The following is a 25,620-nucleotide window of genomic DNA, read 5'->3' as shown; positions in this document are numbered from 1 at the left end:
GCCGGTCCGGGTTGATTGCTTGTGAAACGCTTATGCACTCTATATAGAAAGAACTTCAGCAGTTACAGAATTTCCTTACCTCGGCCTCGCATGCATCATGACAGATAATTCCAGTCAGCTTACTGACGGCCTGTTTATAAAGGCGATGCCAGTTATCTTCGTCTTTCTATGGAGCACGGGCTTTATCGGTGCGAAAATGGGTCTGCCCTATGTCGAGCCGATGACATTTCTCGCCCTGCGCTTCGGCATTTGCGTTGCACTGATGATCCCATTCGTGCTGATGACCCAGACACGCTGGCCCGCGCGCGGCATTGATTATTTTCATATTTCAATCGGGGGCCTCCTGATGCATGGCGGTTACCTCGGTTTTGTGTTCCTATCCATCTCAAAGGGGACGCCAGCGGGTATTTCCTCTCTTATTGTGGGGATACAGCCGCTTTTCGTGGCGGCGCTAGCCGGGGTTTTGCTAAAGGAGAGTGTTTCTTTACAGAAATGGGTTGGTCTTTTGCTGGGGCTCCTTGGTGTTTTTCTCGTGGTTTTTAACAAGCTTTCGATCGGGGAAGGAACGCTTTTTGGCATGAGCTTTTCCTTTATCGCGCTGATCAGCATTTCTGCGGGTACCCTCTATCAGAAGAAATTCTGCTCGCACATGAATATAAAAAGTGGGAACCTGATTCAGTTCATGGTCGCCGGAGTTTATTTTTATCTCATGTCTCTCTTGTTCGAAACAGGAGAAGTTATCTGGTCAGGAGAGTTGGTTTTTGCCCTGCTCTGGCTCGTCATTATTTTATCACTTGGCGCCATGACGCTTCTCTACATCCTGCTGCGAAGAGGAGCGGCGGCAAATGTGTCCAGCCTCTTTTACCTGACACCGCCCTGCACAGCGGTGGTTGCCTATTTCCTGTTTGATGAGACGTTGGGCGCACTTGCCTTGATCGGAATGGGGATTGCCGTGGTTGGGGTGGCGCTTGTTAATTTCCGGGTCAACAAGGCGAGAAAGACATGACGCGAAAATTTGATTTGGTATTGGAACCGGACCTTCCGCCCGTTGATTATCCGCTACCGGAACTGCCTGCGAATGAAGATCTCTGGATTTTTGGTTATGGCTCGTTAATGTGGCGGCCTGGTTTCGACCACCTTGGTATTCAGGATGCCCAGCTTTATGGTTATCACCGCGCTTTCTGTGTGACCTCCGTCGTGCATCGGGGAACGCGGGAGAATCCGGGGCTTGTGCTAGGGCTTGATCGTGGCGGCTCTTGCCGTGGGAAAGGAATCCTGTGCCCATCGGATATCCGGGAACCGGTAATCGATTATCTTTATCGGCGGGAAATGGTGACCAGTGTTTATCGACCCAAGACAGTGCGGATCAGGCTTTTGCAAGATGGCACTATGGCGTCCGCGCTTACTTTTGTTGCTGATCCGGGCCACGAGCAATATTGCGGCAAACCGTCATTGGGAGAGGCCGCAAAGATTATTGCCCGCGCCCATGGTCGAGGCGGCCCCAATGTAGATTACCTGAAAAGCACGCTGACGCATCTCGATGAATTTGGCATTGCTGACGGCCCGCTTCACCGCATTATGGCGTTGATCGAAAAGGACAGCTAGCTTGCGAACAGCTGGTCCATATTCTTGAACGCCTTTAACTCGATAGCATTTCCGGCAGGGTCGGCGAAGAACATCGTCGCCTGTTCGCCAGTCTCTCCCTGAAAGCGGACGTAAGGCTCGATAATAAAATTTACGCCCGCCTTGGTAAGGCGGTCAGCAGTGTTTTGCCACTTATCCATCGACATCACCAATCCGAAATGACGGCAGGGAACGCCATGGCCATCCACTGTACTGGTTCTGGCTGTGCCGAGTTCTTCCGGCGCGAGATGGGCGACGATTTGATGACCATGGAAATCGAAATCGACCCAATCGTCGGAACTACGGCCTTCAGCACAGCCCAGCAGTCCCTTGTAGAAACCACGCGCGGCCTCCAGATCATCGACGGGAAAGGCCAGATGAAAAGGGAAAATCGGTTTGTCCGTCATAGTTATCTCCGTTGCAGAATATCGCGCGTTAATAGCGGTCTTTACGCCATGTTGAAAGTGATATTACGGTCAGCTGCATTTGGAAAAGCCGCATGCCGTGCAGGTATCGCAGCCTTCGATCCTCAGTAATCCGGCCTCGCCACACTGCGGACATTGCCGGAGCAGACCTTCTTTCGGCTTGCTTGTACCTCCCGCGGCCATTGAGACAGCCTCGCTTGCTTCTTCTTTTTTGCCCTCTGGTGGTGGGAGAAAGCCGATCTGGATCATGTGGGTCTCGATCACCTCGCCGATCGCCGCAAGGAGGGAGGGGACATATTTGCCCTTCACCCAGCGCACCGCCGCGCGGATCAAAAACGGCCTTCAACTCACCCACAACGAAACTGACGTCGCCGCCACGGCGGAAAACAGCAGAAATCATGCGGGTCAGCGCGACCGTCCAGGCGAAATGCTCGACATTTTTGGAGTTGATGAAAATCTCGAACGGGCGACGGCGGCCGTCCTGAATGATGTCATTAAGTGTTATATATATGGCGTGATTACTCTCCGGCCAGCGGAGTTTATAGGTCTGACCGGGCAATGTGCCGGGCCGGTCCAGTGGTTTCGTCATATACACAATGCCACCCGCCTCGAAACTGTCGGAGGGTTTGCTATATGGTACATCGAGTGGCAAGTCAGGCTGCGCACTTGCCTTCGCATCATCCTTCTTTACTTCAAGCACTGCGCCGGTGATATCATTGGGTCGGTAGGTGGTGCAGCCTTTGCAGCCCTGCTCATAGGCTTGCAGATAGATATCCTTGAAATTCTCAAAATTGATATCCTCAGGGCAGTTGATGGTTTTCGAAATTGAGCTATCGATATATTCCTGCACGGCGGCTTGCATCCGCACATGATCTGGCGGGGTCAGCACTTGCGCATCGACAAAGTAGTCGGGAAGAGGCGTATTGGCACCCTTCAATCGCCGGAATAGGCGAAGGGCATAATCGGTTACTTCCTCAGATTTGCGCGTATCGTCCGGCATCAGAACATTGCGGGTATATGAAAAACTGAAAACCGGTTCAATCCCGCTTGAGATATTGTCCGCGAGAAGAGAGATCGTACCCGTCGGCGCAACGGAGGTAACAAGCGCATTGCGAATGCCTTTTTCCGCAATCGCTTCCTGAATATCCTTATCGAGGGCACTAATCGTTTCCCCGGCAAGATATTTTTTCTTGTCAAAGAGCGGGAACGCGCCTTTTTCCGCGGCGAGATCGGCAGACGCAAGATAGGCGGAGCGCTGGAGTTGCGCCATCCATTTGCGAGTGAGAGCCAGCGCCTTGTCTGAGCCATAGCGCACGCCGCACATGATAAGTGCATTGGCAAGACCTGTAATACCGAGGCCGATGCGGCGCTTCGTGCGGGCCTCATTTGCCTGCTCGGGAAGCGGATAACCGGAGACATCCACGACATTATCCATCAGACGGATTGCATCGCGGACAACGCCATCAAGTTTTTTAAGATCAATGGCAGCCTTCTTCTCGAATGGATGGGCGACCATTCTGGTGAGATTGACTGATCCCAGCAAGCATGCGCCATAGGCGGGCAGGGGTTGCTCCCCGCAGGGATTAGTACCGGTGATGGTTTCGGCATAATATAGGTTATTGCGGGCATTGATGCGGTCGATAAAGATAACACCGGGCTCCGCGAAGGCGTAGGTTGAGCGCATAATCTCGTCCCATAGCTCACGAGCCTGCACCGTCTTATAAAGGGTGCCGTCAAAACGAAGTTCCCACGCATCGTTCTTCTTGACCGCCTCCATAAAGGCATCTGTCACCAGAACGGAAAGGTTAAACATCCGGAGGCGACCGGGATCCTGTTTCGCCTTGATGAAGTCGAGAATATCTGGATGATCACATCTCATCGTCGCCATCATGGCGCCACGGCGGGAACCTGCGCTCATAATCGTGCGGCACATACTATCCCAGACATCCATAAAGCTGAGCGGGCCGGAGGCATCGGACCCCATACCATGGACCGGCGCGCCTTTCGGCCGGAGAGTCGAAAAATTATAGCCGATCCCACCCCCTGCTGCATGGTAAGCGCGGCTTCCTTCAGATTGTCAAAGATTGATGACATGTCATCATCGATATCGCCCATGACGAAGCAATTAAACAGGGTAACCTGCCGTTCTCGTTCCGGCGCCGGACAAAATGCGCCCTGCGGGAAGAAATTTATAGTCTTCTAGGAGGGCGTAAAAGCGATCTTCCCATTTTTCCCGATTTTCTTCTTTTTCTGCGGCGGCCATGGCGCGGGCGACACGCCGCCAACTATCCTCGATTGAGCGCTCCTTGACGCTATCATCGGCGGATTTGAAGCGATACTTCATATCCCATATCTGTTGAGAGATCGGGGCGACAGGCGACATTGTGCACCTTCATTTTAGAAAAAACTCATCCTAATAAATATAGTAGCAAAGGGGTCTTACGTAAAATTTAATATGAGGACCGATACTTATCAAAGATATTTCTCGCGCCCCTCTGCGACCATGGCCTCGGTTTTATCTTCAATGCGGGATTTAAGTTCCTTCATGAAGGTTTTGCGGTCTATTCCGGCGGCGATTGGTGGTAGAAACTCGATCACCATGACGCCGGGCCGACAGAAAAAGCTCTTGCGCGGCCAGAAAAGCCCCGTATTGAGAGCAACGGGCGTAACTGGCTGCTGCAGTTTCGTATAGAGTGCGGCGATGCCGGGCTGGAAAGGAAGGTCCTCATCCAGCGGGGAACGTGTCCCTTCCGGGAAAATAACGATGGGGCGGTCATCCTCAATTGCTTGCTGAGCTTGCGATAACATGGATTTCAGCGCCGCCGCATGACCCTTGCGGTCCACAGCAATCATCTTTGTCTTGCGGCAATACCAGCCATATACCGGAATGCTAAGGAGCTCTTTTTTCAGGATAATCGCCGGATCGTCCGTGATGAGGTGAAATATCATGGTCTCAAACGCAGATTGATGCTTGGCTGCAACAATCGCGGCTCCCTTGGGAAGATATTCCTCTCCCTGATTTCCAGCTTGAGGTTACATAGGGTGCGAAGGAGAAACACAATGCCGCCAGACCAGATCCGCTGACCCAGTACAATCCACTTCCGGTCAAAGGGAAGAAAGGGCAGGAAGGCCAGGTTCATGACCGTAGACCACGCAAAAAAGCAGATAAAGAAGGCTAGGGATCTAATTTGGGTCAATCTGTCCTCTTTCGGTGCCTAATCGTCAAGCCTTGCCCGGACAAGGCTAAAGACATATTTGTTGAATTCTCCAGCGAGTACCATAAAGGCTCGCGGGTTTTTCCACCAACCGGTCAACTCAAGCGTATCACTGGCGACGGGATAGGCAATCAGATTAATATCCGGCATCTGGCGTTTCAGCTCCACAAGGCTGCGGGGCATATGATACGCGCTGGTGACAATGGCCAGACTGTCGAAACTATTCGACTTGGCCCAAAGAGACGTTTCATACGCATTACCCTCCGTATTCCGGGCAAGGCGACCTAGATCGACACAGCAGTTCATTAATTCCGAGCTTTGCCCCGTAGCCTGCCGCAATGTTTCACGTGTAACTTTCGAGTTCACGCCGGATACCAGCAATCGCGCGCCCTCATTTTCCTTCAGGAGATCAAATCCTGCCGTCAGCCGAGCTGGTGTGCCAGTCAGGACGACAATGCCGCCGATGTTATGAGGGAGCGAAGGCGGTCTATTTTCAACATCTTCCATGAAAGTGAGAAAGGCACCTGTCCAGAGGCAGAGGAAGATAAAGACAAGGGCGAATATTATTCTCCAGCGAAAGGGCATATATTAGAACCTTCCCTCAAGAATGAAATCTGCGGCCTCATCAAGGTCGTTCGCGACATGGACAGGCATAAGATCACGCGATAGCCCTTCTGCTAAAGTTTTTTGACCCTTTCCGGTCCGGACAAGGACCCGATGGCAGTCCGCAGATCGAGCCGCCTCGATATCACGTGCGCTATCCCCGATAAAGATACTTTCTTTAGGAGAAACCTGATACTTCCTCATCGCTTCGAAAAGCATTCCGGGGCCGGGTTTGCGGCGATCGGTCGCAGCCCAGGGAGCATCAGGCGCGAATAAGATATCGTCCAGCTCCCCGGATAGCTTTGCCAGATGATCGCGTAGCTTACCATGAATGGCCGTTAGTTGCTCTTCATTGATTATTCCACGGCCGATACAGGACTGGTTGGTGACAATAACCAGCCTGTGTCCATGCGCCTTAAGCCGGGCTATTGCTTCCAACGCTTTTGGAATGAAGATCAGCTCTGCCGGGGATTTTACGAAATCCGCGCGGTCTTCATTGATCACACCGTCTCTGTCAAGCAATACAAGCATACTACATCATCCGACGAAGCGACTTTAATACAACCCGTCGGACGGTATATTTCGTCAGCAAGGCCACCAATAAGGGGAGTAACAGCAGGGCAATCGCTCCTTCGATACCAACTGTGAGCGGGGGTAGCATCGACGCCTCCAGCGATCCAACAAGAAAATTAAAAATAAACATGACAATGATGGCGACGATAAGGCCCGGCACGGCCCCGAGGAGGCTCAGCCTGGAAAAATAATTCTGGAATTGTTCAGCGATGTAGTTGTCGCGCGCACCGATCAAATGCAGAACCTGAATAACTTCCGCATGCATAATTAACCCCGTGCGGACGGCAAAAATCACGATAATCACGGTTACGCAGCCGATCAGCAGCATAATTCCCGCCGCCAGAAACTGAATGGAGCGGCCGAGAAGGACCATTTTGTCAAGCCAGGGCCGGTGTATGTCAAGCCTTGCTCCCGGAACAGCCTCGGCCAGTTTTTTGTTAAGCGCGGCAAGATCGATGGCGCTGTCCTCTGCGATAATCACCTCGATCAGGCGGGGAATGGGCAGATCGCCGAGCGATGCATTTTTGCCAAGGAATGGTTCCAGCAGTAGCAGTGTTTCTTCCTGCTCGATCGCCCGGGCAGTGGCAACGCCCGGCGTGTTTGAAAGAAGGGCAACGGCATCGGCAACCTTCTTATCAAGATCTGCGACGGGATCGAACGCGATTTCCACAGTCAGGTTGTCCGTCAGGGTTTCAGACCAGTCGCTGATCGCGTTACTTAAAGAGAACAGCCCACCGATGGAAAGAGCCGCAAGAAAGATCATGGCGGAGATCACGACGGGCAGATACCGCGTCGATACATCTTTTTCCAACTGCAATTCCGCGGATTTACCGAAAAACTGTATCATGCCGGATCCTTGCTGAACTGCGAGGGAAGTTCGTCCTGCGCGCGGGTGGTCAGCATACCGTCTTTGAGGATCATGACCGGGTTACCAAATCGCTTGATCAGTTCCAGATCATGAGTGGCAACAACAACCGTAGTGCCGATTTTATTAAGCTCCTGAAAGAGATACATAAGCCGTAATCCCATTTCAGCGTCCATACTGCCGGTCGGTTCATCGGCGATGAGGAGCTGTGGCCGGTTGATCACGGCACGCGCGATGGCAACCCGTTGTTTTTCTCCGCCGGAGAGGGTCGGGGGTTTTGCATCCACCTGGCGGCCAAGGCCCACCCATTCCAGCAGTTCGGCCACATGCTGGTAAACCTGATCGTTTTTCGCACCGGCAATTTTGAGCGGTAAGGCCACATTCTCGAGTGTTGAAAGATGATCGAGTAGCCGGAAATCCTGGTAAACCACCCCAATTTTTCGCCGCATTCCGGGCAGGTCTTCGCGGCTGAGCGTAGAGACTTCCTTATTGAAAAGCGTCACCAGACCGCGACTCGGCCGATGTGACAGGGCAAGCAATTTCAGGAGGGAGCTTTTACCGGCTCCCGTGGGTCCCGTCAAGAAGTGAAAGGACCCGGGCCGCAGGTGAAAGTTGATATCGCGCAATACTTCAGGTCCCAGCCCATAGCGCATGCCGACATTTTCAAACCTGACCAAACTGTCCTCCCAAAATTACGCGGCAGAATATAAACTATGATAGATTTATCAGCCAGTCTTGTGCATGTCCAAGCAAACGCCTATAAAAAAGAAACTTTAATTCGTGAGCTGGTGTCCCTGGCCGATGATTCTAACCTGTTCTAGTTGCGCAACCCGTTATTCGATTGACCCGACGACGATCGGTCCGGAAGGCCGTGCGGTTAAGTGCGCCAAATGCGGCCATAAATGGCGCGAGTTCCCACCAGAGGACACGCCCAAGAAAGTGGTCGCTGACCCTGCCCCTGAAAAACCGGAAATTGAAGCTCCTGTTGCTGTGCCGGATCAGGGGATGAGTATCGAACAGATGACAGCGGCGAAGGCTGGTGCGGCTGTCGCTGGAAGTCCCGGCAGGAAGCGGCGTTGGATCGCTTGGGCTCTCCTCCTTCTGGTTTTGGTCGGACTTGTTTGTGGAGCCTATTTTGCCCGTAATTATGTGGTGCAAATTTGGCCCGGATCCGCCGCCGCTTATCAATATCTGCAGATAGATGTAGAAACCCAAAACATGCTAGGCCTTGAAATACATGACTTGAAAACGAAGTCGGTATTGCAAGACGGCGTGACGACGCTGACTGTGTCGGGCGTGATAAAAAATGTTACCGAGAGCCCTCAACCTGTGCCGCGTATTAAGGTCGCCCTCATTGATGAGGTGGGGCAAAGCGTTTATAGCTGGACGACAACTGTTGAGGATCCAGTGGTTCCACCCTGGGGCCAGATTGAGTTCTCCAGCAGTATGAACCAACCGCCGGAAGAGGCAAAGAATGTTAAGGTCGATCTGGTCGACCCCGAGAATTAAATCCGTCACGATCTTTTGTTTGAATGCGGGTACACATTGATCGCGTATTGAAAGGGCTACCATGAATATCGCTGATCCCAAATCAGATATTGAAATCCTCTTTGCGAGTGCGGATATCGCCAAGCGGAATGAAGAATTGGCGGAGGAGATTGCCAAGTCCATGGGTCCGGATATCCTGGTTATTGCCGTGCTGAAGGGAAGCTTTGTGTTTGCGGCGGACCTGATCAGGGCATTGCATCATGCGGGGGTCAAGCCGCAGATTGACTTCATGGCGCTTTCCTCTTACGGCGATAAAACCGTCAGCAGCGGAAATGTGATGATTACCCGCGATATCGTGGATACGGTCAAGGGCCGCAAGGTGTTGCTGATCGACGATATTCTGGAGTCTGGTCGAACTATGGCGTTCGCGACTCAGGAGCTTCTCGATCGTGGGGCGGATACGGTAAAAACCTGCCTGATGCTGGACAAAAAAGGAAAAAGAGTTTCCGGGTTCGAGGCAGATTTCGTTGGCTTCGACTGTCCTGACCTATTCGTTGTCGGATATGGTCTTGATTACGCTCACTATTACAGGGAGCTCCCTTACATAGGCCATATCGTCAAGCATTGAACGGAATATAAAGATGGCGCGAATATTGATTGCAGAGGATGAGGCCGCTCTTCGGGAGTTTGTCAGTCGCGCCTTGACCCATCATGGGCATGATGTCGTCGCTGTGGCAGACGGCGCGGAGGCGCTGGCGACCCTGCAAAAAGGGGAAATGTTCGACCTTCTGCTCTCAGATATTGTGATGCCGATAATGGATGGCATTGCACTTGCGCTTAAAGTGACCAAGGACTTCCCCGATCTCAAGGTTCTCATGATGACGGGATATGCGGCCGAAAGACAGCGGGCCTATAACCTTGAGATGCTGATCCATGATGTCATCGCAAAGCCTTTTACGCTCGATGAGATATGTGAGAAAGTCAGCGAAGCACTTAAGAGTGATCGGGCGGTTCTGAAACCCGCCACGACGAGCGATGAAGGACTTCGGTCCAAAAAATAGCCGCCTCTGTCTCTTTCTTGCAGACTGGGAACTCTTGCCGGGCGGATATAGCTAAATATCCTGCCTCGCCCTTCCTTTTTGTTAAGGTTTTTGATGTAACTTTCACATTACAAAGCCGCGTCAATTGGCATCAAGGAATTATCTGTGACCGTCGAACGTGTAGTAATGTTTTGTCTGCTTTGGCTGACTTGCTTTGTGATTCTGCCAGTGCAGATCGCATCGGCGCCGAATGCGTTTCAACCCGAAGGGCCGGATGCGTTTATGCGCTTGGAACGGGTGAATTTGCTGGTAGAGACTGGCGACTGGTATGATGGCCATATCGCCCGTGCCGCCGGTGAAGGTGGGGCAGATATTCACTGGACGCGGCCAATGGATCTTCTCATCATTGGTGCAGCAGCGCCGATCATGCCATTTATGAGTACTCATGATGCCATCGAAACGGCAGGTGTTGTTCTACCGGCGCTGATGTCACTGTTACTCGTCCTGGTATGTATATGGGCGGTTATCCCGTTAATGCAGCCGGGAAACCTGTTCTCGATCATCATTCTTCTCGCCGTTCAGCCGGTTATTCAGAACTATTTTCACATCGGACGGGCGGATCATCATATGGTTCTGGCGGTGCTGACGGGGGCTGTTCTGGGCTGCATGATCCGGCTTAACGCCCATTACGGATTGTCTCGCGACGCGTTCATTGGCGGGATGTTGAGCGGCCTTGGTTTATGGATCAGCCTTGAATTCCTGATAGTCTTCGTTCCGGTTACGCTGGGCGTTGGTCTTTGCTGGCTCATCTGGGGGAAAGAATGGCGCCGCGTTAACAGAGACTTCGCAATGGGTACGGTTCTCGTGTGTTTGGCGGCAATGGCGACGGATGTAATGCCGGAAAGCTGGCTGATTGCGCACTATGACCGGATATCGATTGCCCAGCTATTCTTGGTGGTGTGCCCCTTTTTCTTCTGGTCCGTGATTGCCGAAATTTGTGACAGAAGGGGCCAGACTATCGGACGGATTACCGGGGCCGGAGTATTTGCTATTGTATGCCTTAGCCTGATTCTGTTTTATTTTCCTGATCTTCTTGTCGGACCAGTGGCGGAGGCGGATCCACGTATCGGACCAATATGGCACGATAAAGTAAGCGAAATGCTGCCTTTGCTAGGCAATACCCGGATGATCATACTCAATTGCCTTTTGCCATTTATTGCCATTGTTTATGGCTGTTTCGTTTTGTTTGGAAGAAAACATCTGGAGCGTCGACAAATGTGGATGCGGTTGTTGCCGGTATTGATCTGTACAGGCGCCCTCGCGCTTTTTCATATGCGGGCATCGCTTTATCTCGCGGTGGTCGGTGTGATTGCTGCGGGCCCGCTTCTGGAATACTCCCTGAGCCGCGTCGCCAGCCACTATAGCGGATGGAGAAAAAGTGCAACGGGACTTCTGGTTCGCGCCGCCATTATTCTGGGGCCGTTTTTCCTGGCCGTATTGGTCGGAACGGTGAGCAATGGTCTGAAACCTTCAGAGGCAATTGCTGCAGTAAAACCAACAGCAGCAAAATGTAAAGCGGCGGAAATTGCGACATTTCTAAGTGACGATGGGTTTATCCGTGGACGCGGCGTTCTCAAATTTGCCAACAATCTTGATTATGGTCCAGAGCTCATATATCGCACGCCGCATCATTTTCTTGCTGTCCCCTATCATCGAAATGGCGATAGTATTTTCGACACCCATGCTCTTTTAACCGCGAAAGAATATTCGAAAAGTGACAAAATTCTTCGAAAGTATGACATTGACTATATCTTAATATGTCCGGATGATTCCTCGCAATCCTATTTTCAGGAGTCAAATTCGCAGGAAGTTCTCTATAATCGCCTACTTGCCGGGAGTTTCCCAGATAACCTAACGGAGATTGATGTGCCGTCTCCTTGGAGACTGTTCGAAGTTAGGAATGGTAAAGAATGAACAAGACCGATTTGATCGAAAAGCCAGAGATGGCAATGCCGATACTGGAGCATAGGGTGACCGGGGCGTTGGCTGTCATGATCCCCTGCCTCAATGAAGAAATGACAATCGGCACCGTTGTCCGGGATTTTCGCGCGGCATTGCCGGAGGCGCGAATTGTCGTCTGTGACAATGCGTCGACAGATAAAACTGCCGAAGTCGCTAAAGCTGCCGGTGCGGAAGTAATCTATGAGGATATGCCCGGAAAAGGGAACGCGATCCGCCGCCTGTTTTCGGATATTGAGGCGGATATCTATCTGATGGTGGATGGCGACGCCACCTATGAAGCTTCCCTTGCGCCGGTATTGGTGGATCATCTTTTGAAACGGCGACTGGATATGGTTTGTGCCAAGCGCGTGGCAACCGGTCAGGCCGCCTACCGCAAGGGGCATGTGCTGGGTAATCGGATGTTCTCTGGCATTGTTGCACGGGTATTCGGCCGCCGTTTCGAGGATATTCTGACCGGATACCGGGTTTTTTCACGTCGGTTCGTCAAATCATTCCCGATCCTCTCCGAGGGGTTCGAAATTGAAACCGAACTAACCATTCATGCGCTGGAACTCAACATGCCTGTGGCCGAAATCGCGAGCACCTATATAGAGCGCCCGGAAGGCTCTGCCAGCAAGCTTAATACCTTCTCGGATGGATTAAAAATCACCAAACTGATCGTCAAGCTGATTAAGGATGAACGTCCGATGACATTCTTCGGGGGCCTGTTCCTGTTGCTGGCAATGATATCAATCATCCTAGCGACACCTGTCGTATTTACCTTTCTGGAGACGGGGCTGGTACCGCGCTTTCCTACCGCTATTCTGGCAAGTGCCTGCATGCTGTTATCATTTCTATTTCTGGCATGTGGATTTATTCTTGATTCCGTCACGCGCGGGCGGCGGGAAAGAAAACGACTTTCCTATCTCTCGATTGCGGGTCCGGCTTCAATTAGGGCGCAACGCACAAAATGAGTAAAGATATCCTCATCCTCATTATGCCGTTCATTATTTCAGGTGGGCAGGTTCTGTTCAAAATTGCTAGCCGGGATGTGGCAGCCTTTGATCATAACTCTTTGGTCAGACTTTCGATGAATGGCTACTTTATTGTCGCCCTGATCCTGTATGGAATTGCAACATTACTCTGGGTCTATATTCTTAAGCATTTTCCGCTGAGTAAGGCGTATTTGTTCATGGGGCTCAGTTTTATCCTGGTCCCTGTGATGAGTTATATTTTCTTGAAAGAGCCGCTAAGCCTTCGGTTTATGGCTGGCGCCTTTTGTATTGTTTTCGGCATTTGGCTCGCCCGAGCGGCCTGAGAATTACAATACCCGGAAGAACTGGTAGAATACCACAAAACCTGCGACAGCGATGGCGACGCCATAGGGAAGTTTTAGGCCGAGGGCGGTTCCTGTTTGGAGATGCGGAGCCCGCATTCTTAAGACTTTTACAAAAATCCAGTCGATCCCATTTGATATCATTGGGTTGCGCGACAGAATAATTGGCAACACATAAGCAAGAGCTAGGACGCCGCCTGCTAGGCAAGTCATCAACAGAAGGAGAATTAGATGGTCCGGGCCGGCCCATAGCGCCAAAGCCGCGAGCAGTTTGACATCGCCGCCGCCCAGCCAGCCAAGGGCAAATATCATAATCCCGACAACAAGAACGCCCATGCCGCATAGCAAATGCCAGGGAAGATTGGCCCAGTCACCGGCGATTGTTGCTTGTAGCAAATAGAGCGCTGCAATGATCAGCGGCAGCAAATTCGGAATTCGGCGGGAGAAAACGTCCCATAGCGCAGCTATAAGAACCAAACCACCGGCTGACATCATCAGGACAGGCATTTATACACCCTTTAACGGCTAAGCTGTAAGATTGCCTGTAATCTTACGAGCCAGATATTAGCATATCGTTAAGGAAATCTGTCGGCCGATAGCGCAGAAAGGATGAATAATTGATGGTGCCCCTGGCCTGACTCGAACAGGCACGCCCTAAGGACAACAGATTTTGAATCTGTCGCGTCTACCAATTCCGCCACAGGGGCTGCGTCGAAAATCCGCACTATAGCGATGAATGGAGGCGGGTCAATAGGCGTTCTGCCTGGACACGCATCCTTAGGATAAATAACGATAAAGATTGAGACACTTTACAAAAACGTCTAAAAAGAGCGGTCTTCTTTTTTGATTTATTCAGGTTCTGGCCCGCTCTATGCTGCGACGTTTGTATGATTTCACCATGGGACTGGCGGCTAAGCCGCGGGCAAAGTGGTTTCTGGGGGGCATTTCCTTTGCCGAAAGCTCCTTTTTTCCCATTCCGCCGGATGTTCTTCTGATCCCAATGGTGCTTGCCAATCGACGGGAAGCTTGGCGGCTTGCGTTTATTTGTAGTCTGACATCGGTTGTTGGGGGGCTGTTCGGTTATCTCGTCGGGTACCTCTTTTTTGATTTGGTTGGTGCACCGATCATTGATTTCTACGGCTATACGGACAAGTTTGATAGTTTTACGGATGCCTATAATGAGTGGGGCGGATGGATTGTCGCCTTTTTTGGCCTGACCCCCTTTCCCTATAAGGTCATCACTATTGCAAGTGGCGTAACCCATCTTGATGTCCTCATATTTATCCTTGCCTCTGTCATTTCGCGGAGCCTTAGGTTTTTTATTGTTGCTGGCCTTCTATGGAAATTTGGAGCGCCAATTCAGACATTTATCGAGAAATATCTTGGCCTGCTGACGCTTCTTTTCTTTGTATTACTGATTGGCGGATCTCGTTGCCATCAAATATATGCTATAGCGTAAAGGAAAGGGCGGACCAGATTGACTTACCTGATGAAGAACGCGTTATGGGTAGCTCTGTTGGGAAGTGTTGGCGCGCTTGGCGCGGCCTTTATTGCGCAATATGTATTTGATCTCTGGCCCTGTGTACTTTGTCTGTATCAGCGCTGGCCCTATGCCGCAGTCATTGTAATATCTCTTGCCGGTATCGCCTTGCATAAGCGCATCGGTGCAGGACCGTTTCTTTTGCTCTGTGCGCTCGGGTTCGCGGTGACTGCTGCCGTTGCCGGATATCATGTGGGTGTAGAGCAGGGTTGGTGGGAAGGAACGGCGGAATGCGTTGGCGATACGGCCAAGGCCAGCAATTTGCAGGAGTTAAAGGCCAAGATTATGTCTACGCCCATTGTTCGCTGCGATGAAGTTGCCTGGTCTCTTTTCGGTATTTCGATGGCAGGCTATAATGTTATTGTCGGTTTAATTCTGACTGTTTTTTCGCTGTTTGCTGCGCTAAGTTCTTTTAAGAGTAAGTAAGGGACGGCAATGCCAGATAAATTATTGAACAATGAGAAACCCGCCTTCGGACGGCAGCCCGGCGACCTTAGCCCGCGTGAACAGCTGGAGAGAATTATCCGTGTCGATCACGCCGGGGAATTTGGTGCTGTCCGGATATATGAAGGACAGCTCGCCGTTCTGAAAGAAACTGAAGCCGCAGATACCCTTCAGCATATGAAGGAGCAGGAAGAGGTTCATAGAAAGAAATTTGAAGAGCTCCTTCGGGATCGACGTGTACGCCCGACCTTGTTAAGCCCGCTTTGGCATGTCGCGGGGTTTGCCCTTGGTGCGGGAACGGCCATGCTTGGGAAAGAGGCGGCGATGGCTTGCACCGAAGCAGTCGAAGAGGTCATCGATGAGCATTATCGCGATCAACTTGACACTCTTGGAGAGGACGAGCCAGAGCTGAAAGAGACAATTTCCAAATTCCGCGACGAGGAAATCGAGCATCGCGATACCGCGCGGGAAGAGGGGGCCAGCCAGGCTCCGGGTTATGAGCTACTGAGTTCTGCCGTTAAAGCGGGATCAAAGATGGCGATCTGGCTCTCTTCGCGAATCTGAGTAACGGTATTATTTACGGAAAATCACACCGCGTTGCAGAAATGGTGGCGAAGCTTTGCTTGCCTGCCAAAATACTGAAACGATATTCATTCGCCCCAAAAACCACACTCTTGTGAAGCGGAAGAACGCCTGTCAGGAGTTCTTTTTGGCCACCTAACTGTGTGAAGGTGATTTCGACCGGCTGATCAGGATCATACCAGGCTTCTACCTTGCCTTCCGCATTCACGACCGATTTTCCATTTCCAGTAACTGTAATTGAGCCATTACCAAGGCTGACTGAATTTCCGGGGCTGGAAAAGATTGGGGTATTGACGATGAAGCGCTTCGTTTCCGGCGCCGCGTCGCAATTCTGGCTGTTCTGGGCGAGTGTAATGAGGGACAGTAGCCGATCCGGCTCCAGACCGTCAGTCATACGGGTTTGCACCAGGTCCAGAATTTCGCGTGTGGGTCCGCTCGGGATTTCGTTCTCGAACTTGTCGCGCCACTGACGGGCCTCCGCCAAGGCAGCACTTTGTTTATCGAGGGCGGCACGGGCCTGATCATTCAGCCGGTCATTCTCACTGGTAAGAACAATAACCTGCCCTTCGATATCGGCGATGCGGCGATCGGCGTTGGCCTGGCCCTCATAATATCCATAGACACCGGCTGCGGCGACCAGCGCAATATACAAAACAAACTTGAAAAATCGGTTGCGGCGTTGCCGCGCTTGCTTTTTCTCAGAAAGACCAAGGCCATAACTCATAGTGCGTCACATCTTCAGCAATAAGGGAAAGACTATAGATTTGTTTCTATATAGACGCCGAAACGCAGGAAAGGCAAGTGGGGGCGGGGAAATTCGTCTATTCTTCGAGTTCGGTATCCCAATAAAGATAGTCACGCCAGCTTTCATGAAGATAATTAGGCGGGAAGCCGCGACCCTGATGATTAAGCATTTGCGGGGTCGGGATATAGGGTCGGATTTCGGGGAACATGCCCACTTCCCGGGTAAGCCTGCCCCCTTTTTTCATGTTGCAGGGCGCGCAGGCGGTCGTGATGTTCTCCCAGCTTGTCTGTCCCCCAAGACGGCGCGGCAAGACATGATCGAACGTCAATTCTTCCGGTGAGCCACAATATTGGCAGCGAAAACCATCACGCAGAAAAAGATTAAAGCGGGTAAAGGCAGGTTGCTTGCCTTGTTTGACATAACGCTTCAGGCAGATCACGCTGGGAAGGCGCATCTCAAAACTCGGGGACCGGACAACCCGGTCATATTCCGAGACGATATTGACCCGTTCCAGAAAGACCGATTTAAGTGTGTCCTGCCAGGACCAAAGCGATAAAGGAAAATAGCTTAAGGGCCTGTAATCGGCATTCAGAACCAGGGCTGGGTATTTTTCCACAGACGTTTGCAAGGCTCTATTTGTCTCCAAACGGGATATTATGGAGGAAAGTTTGGCCCTTCCCTTTGTAAATTGCAAACTCTAATACAGTATTTTGTGTGAAATAATTATGAAGCCACCGCATCTAGGGGGCGCCCTGAAGCCAAAATATTTTTCCGTAGGGTAAGTCGGAGTGTGCTCGTTTGTTTTCGCGGACCCTCTCTAAAACTATGTTTATTCAGGGTTTTTTTTGCGTGTTGGTGCCTGAACCACATCGGCATAATAACGCCACAAAATGCGCGCCGCGACCGTCCTGTAAGGACGGAGGGGTTCCGCCAGTTCATCCATTTTCGCCGCGTCCGGCCGGGTTGGGAGTTTTTTAAGATGCCCAAAGGCACTTTGAAGTGCCACATCACCGGCTGGCCAGATATCTGTTCGACCAAGACAGGCGATCATGTATATCTCTGCAGTCCAGCGTCCGATCCCTTTCACGCTGGTCAGCTGCGTGAGAACATTGTCGTCGTCATGCATGTGAAGGGCGTCGAGTCCTAGTCGCTCTGTCAGGATATCTTCGGCAAGGGCGCGGCAATAACGCGCTTTTTGGCGACTAAGCCCTAGTCCGCGGAGTTCTTCCTCCGTATGCGCGAGCATTCGTTCCGGGACAAATGGCGTCACGGCGCCCGCCAATCTCTTCCAGATGGCCTCCGCACTGGCCAGGGAGACCTGTTGTTCGACAATGATCTTTGTTAGATGTTCAAAACCGGCGGGCCGCCGCCGTTCCGGCAACGGTTGAATCAGGGTGAGAGCATGGGCAAAATCGGGGTCCTGATTGCTAAGGAATGCAAGAGCCTCAGCGATATCCCCCTCATTCTTCATTGGGCAGTAACGAGCGCCGTTTTCATATCCGTAGAGCAGTTCAGGGATTGTGCAGCGATGGCGATTTGTGCTTCATCGCTTTCGCCTTCATGAACAATATGCGGAATATCCGGTGTTAGCCCAACTCCGTGAAATGTTGGGCCGCCGCCCGTAGTGAACCGCCCCGTCGTTAACCGAAGGCCGCCACCATTCCGCAGTGGCATCAGCGACTGCATCAGGCCCTTTCCATAGCTCTTTTCGCCAAAAAGCTTGGCCCGTGCCTGATATTTCAGAGCGCCGGCAACAATTTCCGAAGAAGAAGCGGATTTCTTGTTTAGCATAACCACAATTGGTGCACCTTGGGTCTCGTCCCCCTGCACGGCATCACGTGATACAAGTTCCTTTCCGCGATTTCTGACGGAATAGATATTTCCGCTATCAAGAAAGGCGTCGGCAACAATCTCGGCCGCGGAAACCAGTCCGCCGGGGTTGTTTCGCATGTCCAGAACGATGCCACAAAGATTGGAACCAAGGGTGTACTGAATATCTTTCAATGCAGTGGCGACACCAGGACCGGTATTCCGAGTAAATGAAAAGATACGAATATAGCCAACATTTCCTTCAATACGGTGTTCTACGGCGACAACTTCCACATCCCGGCGCAAGACATCAATCTGTAGTGGTGTAGGCGCGCCTTCCCGCTGAATAGTCAGTGGCGCGAATGTATCTTCCGGTCCACGCAGCATTTCACGCGCTTGAGAGAGCGTGAGGCCCTTAATCGGCTCACCATCAACATGTGTGATAATGTCTTTTTCCAACAGGCCGGCCTCTTCCGCACCGGAACCGCGCAGCAGGCTCATGATTGTGAGATTATCGTCAATCATCCGGATATGAATGCCAAGTCCGACAAAATGACCATCCAAGCTTTCACGGTAAGAGGAAAAGCGCTGCGGCGCCATATAGCCGGTATATCGATCCATTGAGGCCAACATCGCATTCAGCGCACGGGTGGTGGGATCACTATCCCCTTCACCTTCTGCCGGGATGGCTTTCAGTCCTTCAATCGCCTTGTCGATCAGGTCGCCAGGGTTAACGGTATCGACATACCGTTGGTCAACCGTTTGCAGAACATCTGCCATGACATTGATATTCTCTGCCATCATGGGGTCGTTCTTCACGGTTTCACGATAAGCAACTTCATACCGGTCCATCGCAGCATTGACATCATGGTTTCTGGTAATCGGTATCGCACAAGCCGTTGCCAGCATTAAAATATTCAGCGCGATCAATATTCTTCTAAACATTCGTCTCGCCCGTTGACAATTTTTATAATTAATAAAGTATTAACAAAGGCTAGCGTCGGCCTTAGCGGCTGACAAGAAAAACAGATAAAATTTTACGCGTATTAGAGATTTATTTTCGGAATCACTCCCTTGTTAACTATATGGTAACTATAACGCGTTTTGCGCCGAGCCCAACCGGTTTTCTCCATCTTGGACATGTTTATTCCGCTTCTCTTGCCTGGAAGGCGGCGCGAGAGAGCGGGGGACGATTCCTTCTCCGCATGGAAGATATTGACCAGAACCGAAGTCGCCCGGAATTTGAAGATGCGATCTATGAAGATCTCTCATGGTTAGGCCTTGATTGGGATCCGCCAGTCCGCCGTCAGAGCGAACATTTTGAGGATTATGCGGTGCTCCTGGAAAAGCTGAGTGATCGTGGCCTGATTTACCCCTGCTTTTGCACCCGAAAGGAAATCGCAGCCGAAATCAATCGTAGTAATTCAGCGCCGCATGGGCCGGAAGGGCCCCAGTATCCGGGGACTTGCCGCGTGTTGGCGGAAGACGAACGGCAGGCGCGCTTCGCCCGTGGTGACGCTTATGCGCTGCGGCTAAATATGGTTAATGCGATTGCGGAAGTGGGGTTATCGACGCTGCGGTTTCAAGAAATGGGCAAGGGCTTCATCCAGTGCGACCCGGTACCATTTGGAGATGTCGTTCTTGCCCGGAAGGATACCCCGACCAGCTATCATTTGGCGGTGACATTTGACGATGCAATTCAGGGTGTTAACCATATAATACGGGGTCAGGACCTGTTCCCGTCAACACATATTCATAGGTTGTTGCAGGCCCTGCTCGACCTGCCAACGCCGACCTATTTTCATCATGGATTGATCTCGGATACGAAGGGGCGTCGCCTGTCAAAACGTGATAAGGATGCAACAATCAAATCTTTACGAGAATATGGTTACCAGCCGGAAGAGGTGCGGAAAATGGTCGATTATGGTTAATTTTCGGCGCTTTTCCGCGAATCTCCCGCTAATGCATTGATCAGGCGACATCCTCATATTTCATGATCATGTCGACCATGTCGATGACGATACCAGCCATATCAAAATCCTTTGGCGTATAGATCGCACTTACGCCCGCTTTTTTAAGCTTGTCTATATCTTCTGGTGGGATGATCCCGCCAACTACGACAGGAATGTCATCCATACCGGCGGCCTGTAGCTTCTCACAAACTTCGGTCGCGAGTGGGACGTGAGATCCGGACAGAATGGAAAGGCCGACAAGATCGACCGTGCCGTTCCGGGCAGCGGTGACAATCTGGTCCGACGTCAGGCGGATGCCCTCATAGACTACGTTCATTCCGCTGTCGCGAGCTGCCACGGCAATTTGCTCCGCGCCGTTCGAATGGCCATCCAGACCGGGTTTGCCGACCAGAACCTTGAGCGGTCGCCCAAGTGCCGCCGCCGCCGCTGCGACTTTCTCGCGCGCCGGTTCCAGAATATCGTTTTCGGCGTTGGAAACCGCAGAACCGACACCTGTCGGTGCACGATACTCCCCATATACGTGACGGAGTGCTTCGGACCATTCGCCTGTGGTAACGCCAGCCTTGGCGGCGGCGATGGAGGGGGGCATGATATTCTGCCCTTCCCTTGCCGCTTTCGATAAGGCGTCGAGTGCTTTTGCCACGGCGGTCTCGTCCCGATCCGCGCGCCAGGCCTGCAATCGCTCAATCTGCTCTGCCTCTGCGGCTGGATCGACGGTCATGATTCCGCCATCAGCTTCCTGCGTGAGTGGAGAGGGGCGGACTCGGTGAATTTGTTCACGCCAATGACAGGTAAGTCACCGGTAATTACCGACTGGACGCGGTTCGTGTTGGAATTCACCAGACTTTCCTTCAGGTAGCCCGTATCGACGGCGGCAACGGCGCCACCCATCTCCTCGATAAGCTTCAACTCCGCGCGCGCGGCGATCTTCAATTCCTCAACCTTACGATCAATCTCAGTCGATCCCTCAAATATATCGCCAAACTCCAGCAAATCGGTCTCGAAAGCCACAATCTGCTGCAAACGCAAGGACCATTGCTGATCCCAAGGACGGGGCAGACCGAGCGCTTCATTCCAGGCGGGAAGCTGAACGGCACGCGCCCGCGCATTCTTCGAAAGGACCACGGCCAGCATTTCAAGGAGAATGCGATAAACGTTATTCTCCGGCTGCTGTTCTGTTAGACCGAGCGAATTTACCTGTACGCCATAGCGGAATCGACGGAACTTCTCATCCTCAACACCATAGCGGTCGCGCAGAATTTCGTCCCAAAGATCGACGAAAGCGCGCATCTTGCACATTTCAGTAATAAAACGGATGCCGGCGTTGACGAAAAAGCTGATTCTTCCCGTGGCAGCAGGGAAATCCTCTGCGCTGATCTGCCCGCCTTCTTTCACTGCATCTAGGACCGAGATAGCGGTGGCGAGTGCAAAGGATAGTTCCTGCACCGGAGTGGCGCCCGCTTCCTGCAGATGATAGGAACAGACGTTGGTTGGGTTCCACTTCGGCATTTTCTGATAGGTGTAGCTTACCACATCGGTAATCAGCTTCATGCTCGGTTTGGGTGGAAAGATATAGGTTCCGCGGGAAAGATACTCCTTGATAATGTCATTTTGAACAGTGCCCTGCAGGGCGGACACGTCCGCGCCCTGTTCCTCGGCAACCGCGACATAAAGTGCCAGAAGCCAGGCAGAGGTCGCATTGATCGTCATCGATGTGTTCATTTTTTCAAGTGGAATATCATCAAACAGGGTGCGCATATCCCCGAGATGGCAGATGGGTACACCCACCTTGCCAACTTCTCCCCGGGCCAGGACGTGATCCGAATCATAACCGGTTTGGGTTGGCAGATCGAAGGCGACTGACAAACCAGTCTGGCCACGTGCGAGATTTGTTTTATAAAGCTCGTTCGACGCACTTGCGGAAGAATGGCCGGAATAGGTGCGGAACAACCACGGGCGATCTTTCTTCGGTGTGCCGGATTTTACGGCGTCCGTCTTGTCTTGTGCCATAATTATCTTTCGTATTTATAGTCTTATAAGTTCGGTTGTTACGTGTTTTTAATGCCGCACGTAATAACATAACTTTGTGTTGCAGCGCAAAAAAAACTTGTTATCTGGACAAAGGTCAGTAATCTTCTCATAAACCGGGCTAATGTAAAGGTCTCCGTTTCGTTTTTTGATGCAATGCGATATATGAAGGCGGATAAGGAATTTGCAATTTCTAAAGACTAACGCCCTATACAGTAGACTACACACAAAATACGAGGGATGTTTTTGATGTCAAATACGCAAGCTTCTGCGCAGTCTGAAGCAGGAAATGAAACGCCGGCAGGTGAGATTAAGGATCTCTACGAAGTAGGAGAGATTCCCCCGCTCGGCCATGTCCCCTCCAAGATGTATGCTTGGGCGATCCGCCGGGAACGTCACGGGGAGCCTGAAAAAGCTATGCAGGTGGAAGTCGTGGAAACGCCGGAACTGGATAGCCATGACGTGCTGATTCTGGTTATGGCGGCCGGCGTCAACTATAACGGTGTCTGGGCAGCCCTTGGTGAGCCTATTTCCCCGTTCGATTATCATAAGCAGCCCTACCATATTGCGGGATCGGATGCCTCCGGCGTCGTCTATGCGGTCGGCAACAAGGTGAAGCGCTTCAAGATTGGTGATGAAGTCGTTGTTCATTGTAACCAGGATGATGGGGATGATGAGGAATGTAATGGCGGCGATCCCATGTTTTCGCCGAGCCAGCGCATCTGGGGCTATGAAACGCCAGATGGTTCCTTCGCCCAGTTCGCCCGCGTGCAGGACCGCCAGTTGATGCCGCGCCCGAAACATCTGACCTGGGAAGAAAGCGCCTGTTACACGCTGACCCTCGCGACTGCTTATCGCATGCTGTTCGGTCATCGGCCGCATATCCTGCGTCCTGGCCATAATGTTCTGATCTGGGGGGCGTCAGGCGGTCTCGGTTCCATGGCGATCCAGATTTGTGCTGCCGCGGGTGCTAACGCCATTGGCGTTATCTCCGATGAAAGCAAGCGCGACTTTGTGATGTCGCTCGGCGCGAAAGGCGTTCTTAACCGCAAGGACTTTGATTGCTGGGGCCAGCTGCCGACAGTGAACGGTGAAGGCTTCGGCGATTATATGAAGAAAACCCGCGAATTCGGCAAGGCCATATGGGAAATTACCGGTAAAGGCAATGACGTTGACTTCGTGTTTGAACATCCCGGAGAGCAGACTTTTCCGGTTTCCTGTAACGTGGTCAAGCGGGGCGGTATGGTCGTTTTCTGTGCGGGCACGACGGGCTTTAATCTGACAATGGATGCCCGCTTTGTCTGGATGCGCCAGAAACGTATCCAGGGTAGTCATTTTGCCAATCTGAAGCAGGCTTCGCAGGCAAATAACCTGGTTGTAGAGCGGCGTATTGATCCCTGTATGTCAGAGGTTTTCTCCTGGGATGATATCCCGCGCGCGCATACAAAAATGATGAATAATAAGCATAAACCGGGCAATATGGCTGTGTTGGTTTCGTCGAAGTATCCGGGTCTGAGAACGATCGAGGATGCGATTGAAGCCGGTAACGAGTAAGCGCAAGCCGTAATCAAAAGGAAAAATAATAATGACAATGTCTGAAATGACTGAAACGTCCGGCACAATCTTGTTGGACGGGCTGGATGGCCTATGCGAATCAGCGCTTGGCGCGGCTGAATCTTTCAAGCAGCAGGCGATCATGGCCGTCGCGGATATGACCCGCGGCAGCAATGGCCGGATCAGCGCGGAGCTGGTTGAGGCCAATCAATACGCTACCCACGGCCTTGCCTGGCTCGCAACCTACGTGGAGGCTTTGCGCGAAACCCTGAATTGGTCACGCCATCTTGCATCGGAAGGTAAATATGGAGAGTTGGAACAGCTCACCCTGCAGGCGGGCTTCGGCGAGTATCTAAGCCAGATCACCGGCGGTATTCCCATGTCTCTCGGGGAAATTATTCGCCCGCAGGACCTAGGTCTGGATGACGCCGCGATCGCAAAATTCAAGACGGCAGACGTCTTGACGCTTCTTGAATCGGGTTATAGCGCGGCGGTTAAGGAAAGAATTGCTGAACTGATAGCCGACGGAATGGACACTGGTCATTTCGGCGATCCGGGACTGGATGAAACCTTCTCGATGATTCGGGATCAATTCCGCCGTTTCGCCAATGAAGAGGTGATGCCCTATGCCCATGAGTGGCATTTGAAGGACGAGCTGATCCCGATGCCAGTGGTCGAGAAAATGTCGGAACTTGGTGTTTTTGGCCTGACTGTGCCAGAAAAATATGACGGCCTTGGTCTTGGCAAGATGTCCATGTGTGTCGTGTCAGAAGAACTCTCCCGTGGATATATCGGAGTGGGATCGCTAGGAACACGCTCTGAAATTGCGGCAGAGCTAATCCTGACAGGTGGTACCGACGCGCAGAAGGAAAAATGGCTTTCCCCGATTGCAACAGGCGAAATACTGCCGACGGCTGTCTTCACGGAACCCAACACTGGCTCCGACCTTGCGTCTTTGAAAACCCGCGCTGTGAAGGACGGTGATGTATATAAAGTCACAGGCAACAAGACATGGATCACCCATGCGGCGCGTGCGGATGTCATGACCATGCTGGTGCGCACCAATCCTGATGAGCCGGGCTATAAAGGTCTTTCCATGTTCCTCGCGGAAAAGCCTCACATGACCGAGGAGGAGGATTTCCCGGCCGATGGTATGACTGGTGGAGAGATCGAGGTTCTCGGCTATCGCGGGATGAAGGAATATGAGCTTGGTTTCGATAACTTCGAGATCAAGGCGGAAAATTTGCTCGGCGAAGAAGAGGGTAACGGTTTCAAGCAGTTGATGCAGACATTCGAAAGTGCCCGTATTCAGACAGCGGCCCGTGCCCTCGGTGTGGCGCAGAACGCCATGGAACTTGGACTTCGTTATTCGTTGGACCGCGTTCAGTTTGCTCGCCCCATCATCAAATTCCCGCGTGTTGCCGGTAAGCTTGCCTGGATGGCTGTGGAAATCATGATGGCGCGTCAGCTCACATATGCGTCTGCCCGTGCGAAAGACGAAGGCCGACGTTGTGACCTTGAGGCGGGTATGGCTAAATTGCTTGGTGCCCGCGTTGCCTGGAGCACGGCGGATAACGCCCTGCAAATCCACGGCGGCAACGGCTTTGCCCTCGAATACCCGATAAGCCGGGTTCTCTGTGATGCGCGTATTCTAAACATCTTTGAAGGTGCCGGTGAAATACAGGCGCAGGTCATTGCCCGCCGTCTGCTAGAAGGCGCGAATTAAAAAGTTTAGCCGGAAGCGGTCTGTTTAGGGCGCTTCCGGTAGTTCCTTTT

Annotated in this window: 25 protein-coding genes, 1 tRNA gene and 2 pseudogenes; 14 read left to right on the top strand and 14 right to left on the bottom strand. The window is 52.0% G+C overall.

Features of this window, described 5'->3' with window-relative positions; genetic code table 11:
* Positions 1-97 precede the first annotated feature (97 nt).
* Together AC0L73_RS08955 and AC0L73_RS08950 are read left to right on the top strand one after the other, a co-directional pair.
* Positions 98-1,006, top strand: a complete 909-nt coding sequence (locus tag AC0L73_RS08955) for a DMT family transporter (protein ID WP_473655357.1) — start codon at positions 98-100, stop codon at positions 1,004-1,006.
* Complete coding sequence (locus AC0L73_RS08950; RefSeq protein WP_227948637.1) at positions 1,003-1,605, top strand: gamma-glutamylcyclotransferase; 603 nt, start codon at positions 1,003-1,005, stop codon at positions 1,603-1,605. Before AC0L73_RS08955 ends, AC0L73_RS08950 begins: the two co-directional genes overlap by 4 nt.
* Here AC0L73_RS08950 and AC0L73_RS08945 read toward each other — a convergent pair.
* The 7 genes and pseudogenes from AC0L73_RS08945 to ftsE all read right to left on the bottom strand — a co-directional run bounded on the left by AC0L73_RS08945 (position 1,602) and on the right by ftsE (position 7,981).
* Complete coding sequence (locus AC0L73_RS08945; RefSeq protein WP_227948640.1) at positions 1,602-2,030, bottom strand: VOC family protein; 429 nt, start codon at positions 2,028-2,030, stop codon at positions 1,602-1,604. The genes AC0L73_RS08950 and AC0L73_RS08945 overlap by 4 nt on opposite strands.
* A 69-nt stretch (positions 2,031-2,099) precedes the next feature.
* A pseudogene (locus AC0L73_RS08940) lies at positions 2,100-4,431 on the bottom strand (adenosylcobalamin-dependent ribonucleoside-diphosphate reductase).
* A gap of 89 nt (positions 4,432-4,520) precedes the next feature.
* On the bottom strand, positions 4,521-5,033 hold the full coding sequence (locus AC0L73_RS08935) for a lysophospholipid acyltransferase family protein (protein ID WP_473655432.1): 513 nt from the start codon (positions 5,031-5,033) through the stop codon (positions 4,521-4,523).
* 230 nt (positions 5,034-5,263) lie between these two features.
* Positions 5,264-5,848 carry a YdcF family protein gene (locus AC0L73_RS08930; RefSeq protein WP_227948646.1) on the bottom strand — a complete coding sequence of 195 codons (585 nt, stop codon included), beginning with the start codon at positions 5,846-5,848 and terminating at the stop codon, positions 5,264-5,266.
* A gap of 3 nt (positions 5,849-5,851) precedes the next feature.
* Positions 5,852-6,397: a D-glycero-beta-D-manno-heptose 1,7-bisphosphate 7-phosphatase gene (gmhB, locus tag AC0L73_RS08925; protein ID WP_227948648.1), complete on the bottom strand. Its 546-nt coding sequence runs from the start codon at positions 6,395-6,397 to the stop codon at positions 5,852-5,854.
* Position 6,398: 1 nt separating this feature from the next.
* Positions 6,399-7,286, bottom strand: a complete 888-nt coding sequence (locus AC0L73_RS08920) for a cell division protein FtsX (protein ID WP_473655356.1) — start codon at positions 7,284-7,286, stop codon at positions 6,399-6,401.
* Positions 7,283-7,981 carry a cell division ATP-binding protein FtsE gene (gene ftsE / locus AC0L73_RS08915; RefSeq protein WP_227948653.1) on the bottom strand — a complete coding sequence of 233 codons (699 nt, stop codon included), beginning with the start codon at positions 7,979-7,981 and terminating at the stop codon, positions 7,283-7,285. Before ftsE ends, AC0L73_RS08920 begins: the two co-directional genes overlap by 4 nt.
* Positions 7,982-8,105: 124 nt before the next feature.
* On the opposite strand from ftsE, the gene AC0L73_RS08910 reads away from it, so the two are divergent.
* The 6 genes from AC0L73_RS08910 to AC0L73_RS08885 all read left to right on the top strand — a co-directional run bounded on the left by AC0L73_RS08910 (position 8,106) and on the right by AC0L73_RS08885 (position 13,151).
* On the top strand, positions 8,106-8,813 hold the full coding sequence (locus AC0L73_RS08910) for a DUF3426 domain-containing protein (RefSeq protein ID WP_227948655.1): 708 nt from the start codon (positions 8,106-8,108) through the stop codon (positions 8,811-8,813).
* 67 nt (positions 8,814-8,880) lie between these two features.
* Positions 8,881-9,420: a hypoxanthine phosphoribosyltransferase gene (hpt, locus tag AC0L73_RS08905; protein ID WP_415776499.1), complete on the top strand. Its 540-nt coding sequence runs from the start codon at positions 8,881-8,883 to the stop codon at positions 9,418-9,420.
* A 13-nt stretch (positions 9,421-9,433) separates the two neighbouring features.
* Complete coding sequence (locus AC0L73_RS08900; protein ID WP_473655355.1) at positions 9,434-9,853, top strand: response regulator; 420 nt, start codon at positions 9,434-9,436, stop codon at positions 9,851-9,853.
* Positions 9,854-9,997: 144 nt separating this feature from the next.
* On the top strand, positions 9,998-11,806 hold the full coding sequence (locus AC0L73_RS08895; RefSeq protein WP_473655354.1) for a hypothetical protein: 1,809 nt from the start codon (positions 9,998-10,000) through the stop codon (positions 11,804-11,806).
* Positions 11,803-12,807: a glycosyltransferase family 2 protein gene (locus AC0L73_RS08890; protein WP_473655353.1), complete on the top strand. Its 1,005-nt coding sequence runs from the start codon at positions 11,803-11,805 to the stop codon at positions 12,805-12,807. Before AC0L73_RS08895 ends, AC0L73_RS08890 begins: the two co-directional genes overlap by 4 nt.
* The gene (locus AC0L73_RS08885; protein ID WP_227948665.1) at positions 12,804-13,151 is read left to right on the top strand and encodes an EamA family transporter; all 348 of its coding nucleotides are present in this window, start codon (positions 12,804-12,806) and stop codon (positions 13,149-13,151) included. Before AC0L73_RS08890 ends, AC0L73_RS08885 begins: the two co-directional genes overlap by 4 nt.
* 3 nt (positions 13,152-13,154) lie before the next feature.
* On the opposite strand, the gene AC0L73_RS08880 is transcribed toward AC0L73_RS08885, so the two are convergent.
* The gene (locus AC0L73_RS08880) at positions 13,155-13,676 is read right to left on the bottom strand and encodes an A24 family peptidase (protein WP_473655352.1); all 522 of its coding nucleotides are present in this window, start codon (positions 13,674-13,676) and stop codon (positions 13,155-13,157) included.
* A gap of 114 nt (positions 13,677-13,790) precedes the next feature.
* Positions 13,791-13,876: transfer RNA gene (locus tag AC0L73_RS08875), tRNA-Leu, on the bottom strand.
* A 164-nt stretch (positions 13,877-14,040) separates the two neighbouring features.
* Here AC0L73_RS08875 and AC0L73_RS08870 point away from each other — a divergent pair.
* Genes AC0L73_RS08870 through AC0L73_RS08860 form a run of 3 tightly spaced genes read left to right on the top strand, consistent with a single transcriptional unit; the run spans position 14,041 to position 15,717 of the window.
* Positions 14,041-14,628 carry a YqaA family protein gene (locus AC0L73_RS08870; protein WP_473655351.1) on the top strand — a complete coding sequence of 196 codons (588 nt, stop codon included), beginning with the start codon at positions 14,041-14,043 and terminating at the stop codon, positions 14,626-14,628.
* Between the two features lie 30 nt (positions 14,629-14,658).
* The gene (locus AC0L73_RS08865) at positions 14,659-15,135 is read left to right on the top strand and encodes a disulfide bond formation protein B (RefSeq protein ID WP_473655350.1); all 477 of its coding nucleotides are present in this window, start codon (positions 14,659-14,661) and stop codon (positions 15,133-15,135) included.
* Positions 15,136-15,144: 9 nt separating this feature from the next.
* Entirely contained in the window at positions 15,145-15,717 is a 573-nt protein-coding gene (locus AC0L73_RS08860; protein WP_227948674.1) for a demethoxyubiquinone hydroxylase family protein, read from the top strand.
* 13 nt (positions 15,718-15,730) lie between these two features.
* On the opposite strand, the gene AC0L73_RS08855 is transcribed toward AC0L73_RS08860, so the two are convergent.
* From AC0L73_RS08855 to AC0L73_RS08840, 4 genes are all read right to left on the bottom strand, one after another.
* The gene (locus AC0L73_RS08855; protein ID WP_227948676.1) at positions 15,731-16,459 is read right to left on the bottom strand and encodes a hypothetical protein; all 729 of its coding nucleotides are present in this window, start codon (positions 16,457-16,459) and stop codon (positions 15,731-15,733) included.
* Positions 16,460-16,556: 97 nt separating this feature from the next.
* Entirely contained in the window at positions 16,557-17,108 is a 552-nt protein-coding gene (locus AC0L73_RS08850; protein ID WP_227948679.1) for an HNH endonuclease, read from the bottom strand.
* Positions 17,109-17,309: 201 nt separating this feature from the next.
* On the bottom strand, positions 17,310-17,951 hold the full coding sequence (locus AC0L73_RS08845) for a DNA-3-methyladenine glycosylase family protein (protein ID WP_227948681.1): 642 nt from the start codon (positions 17,949-17,951) through the stop codon (positions 17,310-17,312).
* Positions 17,948-19,234 (bottom strand): S41 family peptidase, encoded by a 1,287-nt coding sequence (locus AC0L73_RS08840; protein WP_227948683.1) that lies wholly within the window; start codon positions 19,232-19,234, stop codon positions 17,948-17,950. Before AC0L73_RS08840 ends, AC0L73_RS08845 begins: the two co-directional genes overlap by 4 nt.
* A 140-nt stretch (positions 19,235-19,374) precedes the next feature.
* On the opposite strand from AC0L73_RS08840, the gene gluQRS reads away from it, so the two are divergent.
* On the top strand, positions 19,375-20,220 hold the full coding sequence (gluQRS, locus tag AC0L73_RS08835) for a tRNA glutamyl-Q(34) synthetase GluQRS (RefSeq protein WP_227948686.1): 846 nt from the start codon (positions 19,375-19,377) through the stop codon (positions 20,218-20,220).
* Positions 20,221-20,260: 40 nt separating this feature from the next.
* Here the strand turns inward: gluQRS and AC0L73_RS08830 are convergent.
* Positions 20,261-22,272, bottom strand: a pseudogene (locus tag AC0L73_RS08830) (methylmalonyl-CoA mutase family protein).
* A 267-nt stretch (positions 22,273-22,539) separates the two neighbouring features.
* Between AC0L73_RS08830 and ccrA the strand changes: the two are divergent.
* The gene (gene ccrA / locus AC0L73_RS08825; protein WP_227948690.1) at positions 22,540-23,844 is read left to right on the top strand and encodes a crotonyl-CoA carboxylase/reductase; all 1,305 of its coding nucleotides are present in this window, start codon (positions 22,540-22,542) and stop codon (positions 23,842-23,844) included.
* A 37-nt stretch (positions 23,845-23,881) separates the two neighbouring features.
* The gene (locus AC0L73_RS08820) at positions 23,882-25,570 is read left to right on the top strand and encodes an acyl-CoA dehydrogenase family protein (protein ID WP_415776500.1); all 1,689 of its coding nucleotides are present in this window, start codon (positions 23,882-23,884) and stop codon (positions 25,568-25,570) included.
* Positions 25,571-25,620: the final 50 nt, after the last annotated feature.

This window comes from Sneathiella sp. D3-11 (assembly GCF_055809395.1).
Note: the sequence above shows the minus strand (reverse complement) of the source record. Positions and strands in the feature narration are given on the sequence as shown.

Coding starts and splice junctions, on each gene's coding strand:
- AC0L73_RS08955 (WP_473655357.1), top strand. CDS start 98: ATGACAGATAATTCCAGTCAGCTTACTGACGGCCTGTTTATAAAGGCG.
- AC0L73_RS08950 (WP_227948637.1), top strand. CDS start 1,003: ATGACGCGAAAATTTGATTTGGTATTGGAACCGGACCTTCCGCCCGTT.
- AC0L73_RS08945 (WP_227948640.1), bottom strand. CDS start 2,030: ATGACGGACAAACCGATTTTCCCTTTTCATCTGGCCTTTCCCGTCGAT.
- AC0L73_RS08930 (WP_227948646.1), bottom strand. CDS start 5,848: ATGCCCTTTCGCTGGAGAATAATATTCGCCCTTGTCTTTATCTTCCTC.
- gmhB (WP_227948648.1), bottom strand. CDS start 6,397: ATGCTTGTATTGCTTGACAGAGACGGTGTGATCAATGAAGACCGCGCG.
- AC0L73_RS08920 (WP_473655356.1), bottom strand. CDS start 7,286: ATGATACAGTTTTTCGGTAAATCCGCGGAATTGCAGTTGGAAAAAGAT.
- AC0L73_RS08910 (WP_227948655.1), top strand. CDS start 8,106: ATGATTCTAACCTGTTCTAGTTGCGCAACCCGTTATTCGATTGACCCG.
- AC0L73_RS08900 (WP_473655355.1), top strand. CDS start 9,434: ATGGCGCGAATATTGATTGCAGAGGATGAGGCCGCTCTTCGGGAGTTT.
- AC0L73_RS08890 (WP_473655353.1), top strand. CDS start 11,803: ATGAACAAGACCGATTTGATCGAAAAGCCAGAGATGGCAATGCCGATA.
- AC0L73_RS08885 (WP_227948665.1), top strand. CDS start 12,804: ATGAGTAAAGATATCCTCATCCTCATTATGCCGTTCATTATTTCAGGT.
- AC0L73_RS08880 (WP_473655352.1), bottom strand. CDS start 13,676: ATGCCTGTCCTGATGATGTCAGCCGGTGGTTTGGTTCTTATAGCTGCG.
- AC0L73_RS08870 (WP_473655351.1), top strand. CDS start 14,041: ATGCTGCGACGTTTGTATGATTTCACCATGGGACTGGCGGCTAAGCCG.
- AC0L73_RS08865 (WP_473655350.1), top strand. CDS start 14,659: ATGAAGAACGCGTTATGGGTAGCTCTGTTGGGAAGTGTTGGCGCGCTT.
- AC0L73_RS08860 (WP_227948674.1), top strand. CDS start 15,145: ATGCCAGATAAATTATTGAACAATGAGAAACCCGCCTTCGGACGGCAG.
- AC0L73_RS08855 (WP_227948676.1), bottom strand. CDS start 16,459: ATGAGTTATGGCCTTGGTCTTTCTGAGAAAAAGCAAGCGCGGCAACGC.
- AC0L73_RS08845 (WP_227948681.1), bottom strand. CDS start 17,951: ATGAAGAATGAGGGGGATATCGCTGAGGCTCTTGCATTCCTTAGCAAT.
- AC0L73_RS08840 (WP_227948683.1), bottom strand. CDS start 19,234: ATGTTTAGAAGAATATTGATCGCGCTGAATATTTTAATGCTGGCAACG.
- gluQRS (WP_227948686.1), top strand. CDS start 19,375: ATGGTAACTATAACGCGTTTTGCGCCGAGCCCAACCGGTTTTCTCCAT.
- ccrA (WP_227948690.1), top strand. CDS start 22,540: ATGTCAAATACGCAAGCTTCTGCGCAGTCTGAAGCAGGAAATGAAACG.
- AC0L73_RS08820 (WP_415776500.1), top strand. CDS start 23,882: ATGTCTGAAATGACTGAAACGTCCGGCACAATCTTGTTGGACGGGCTG.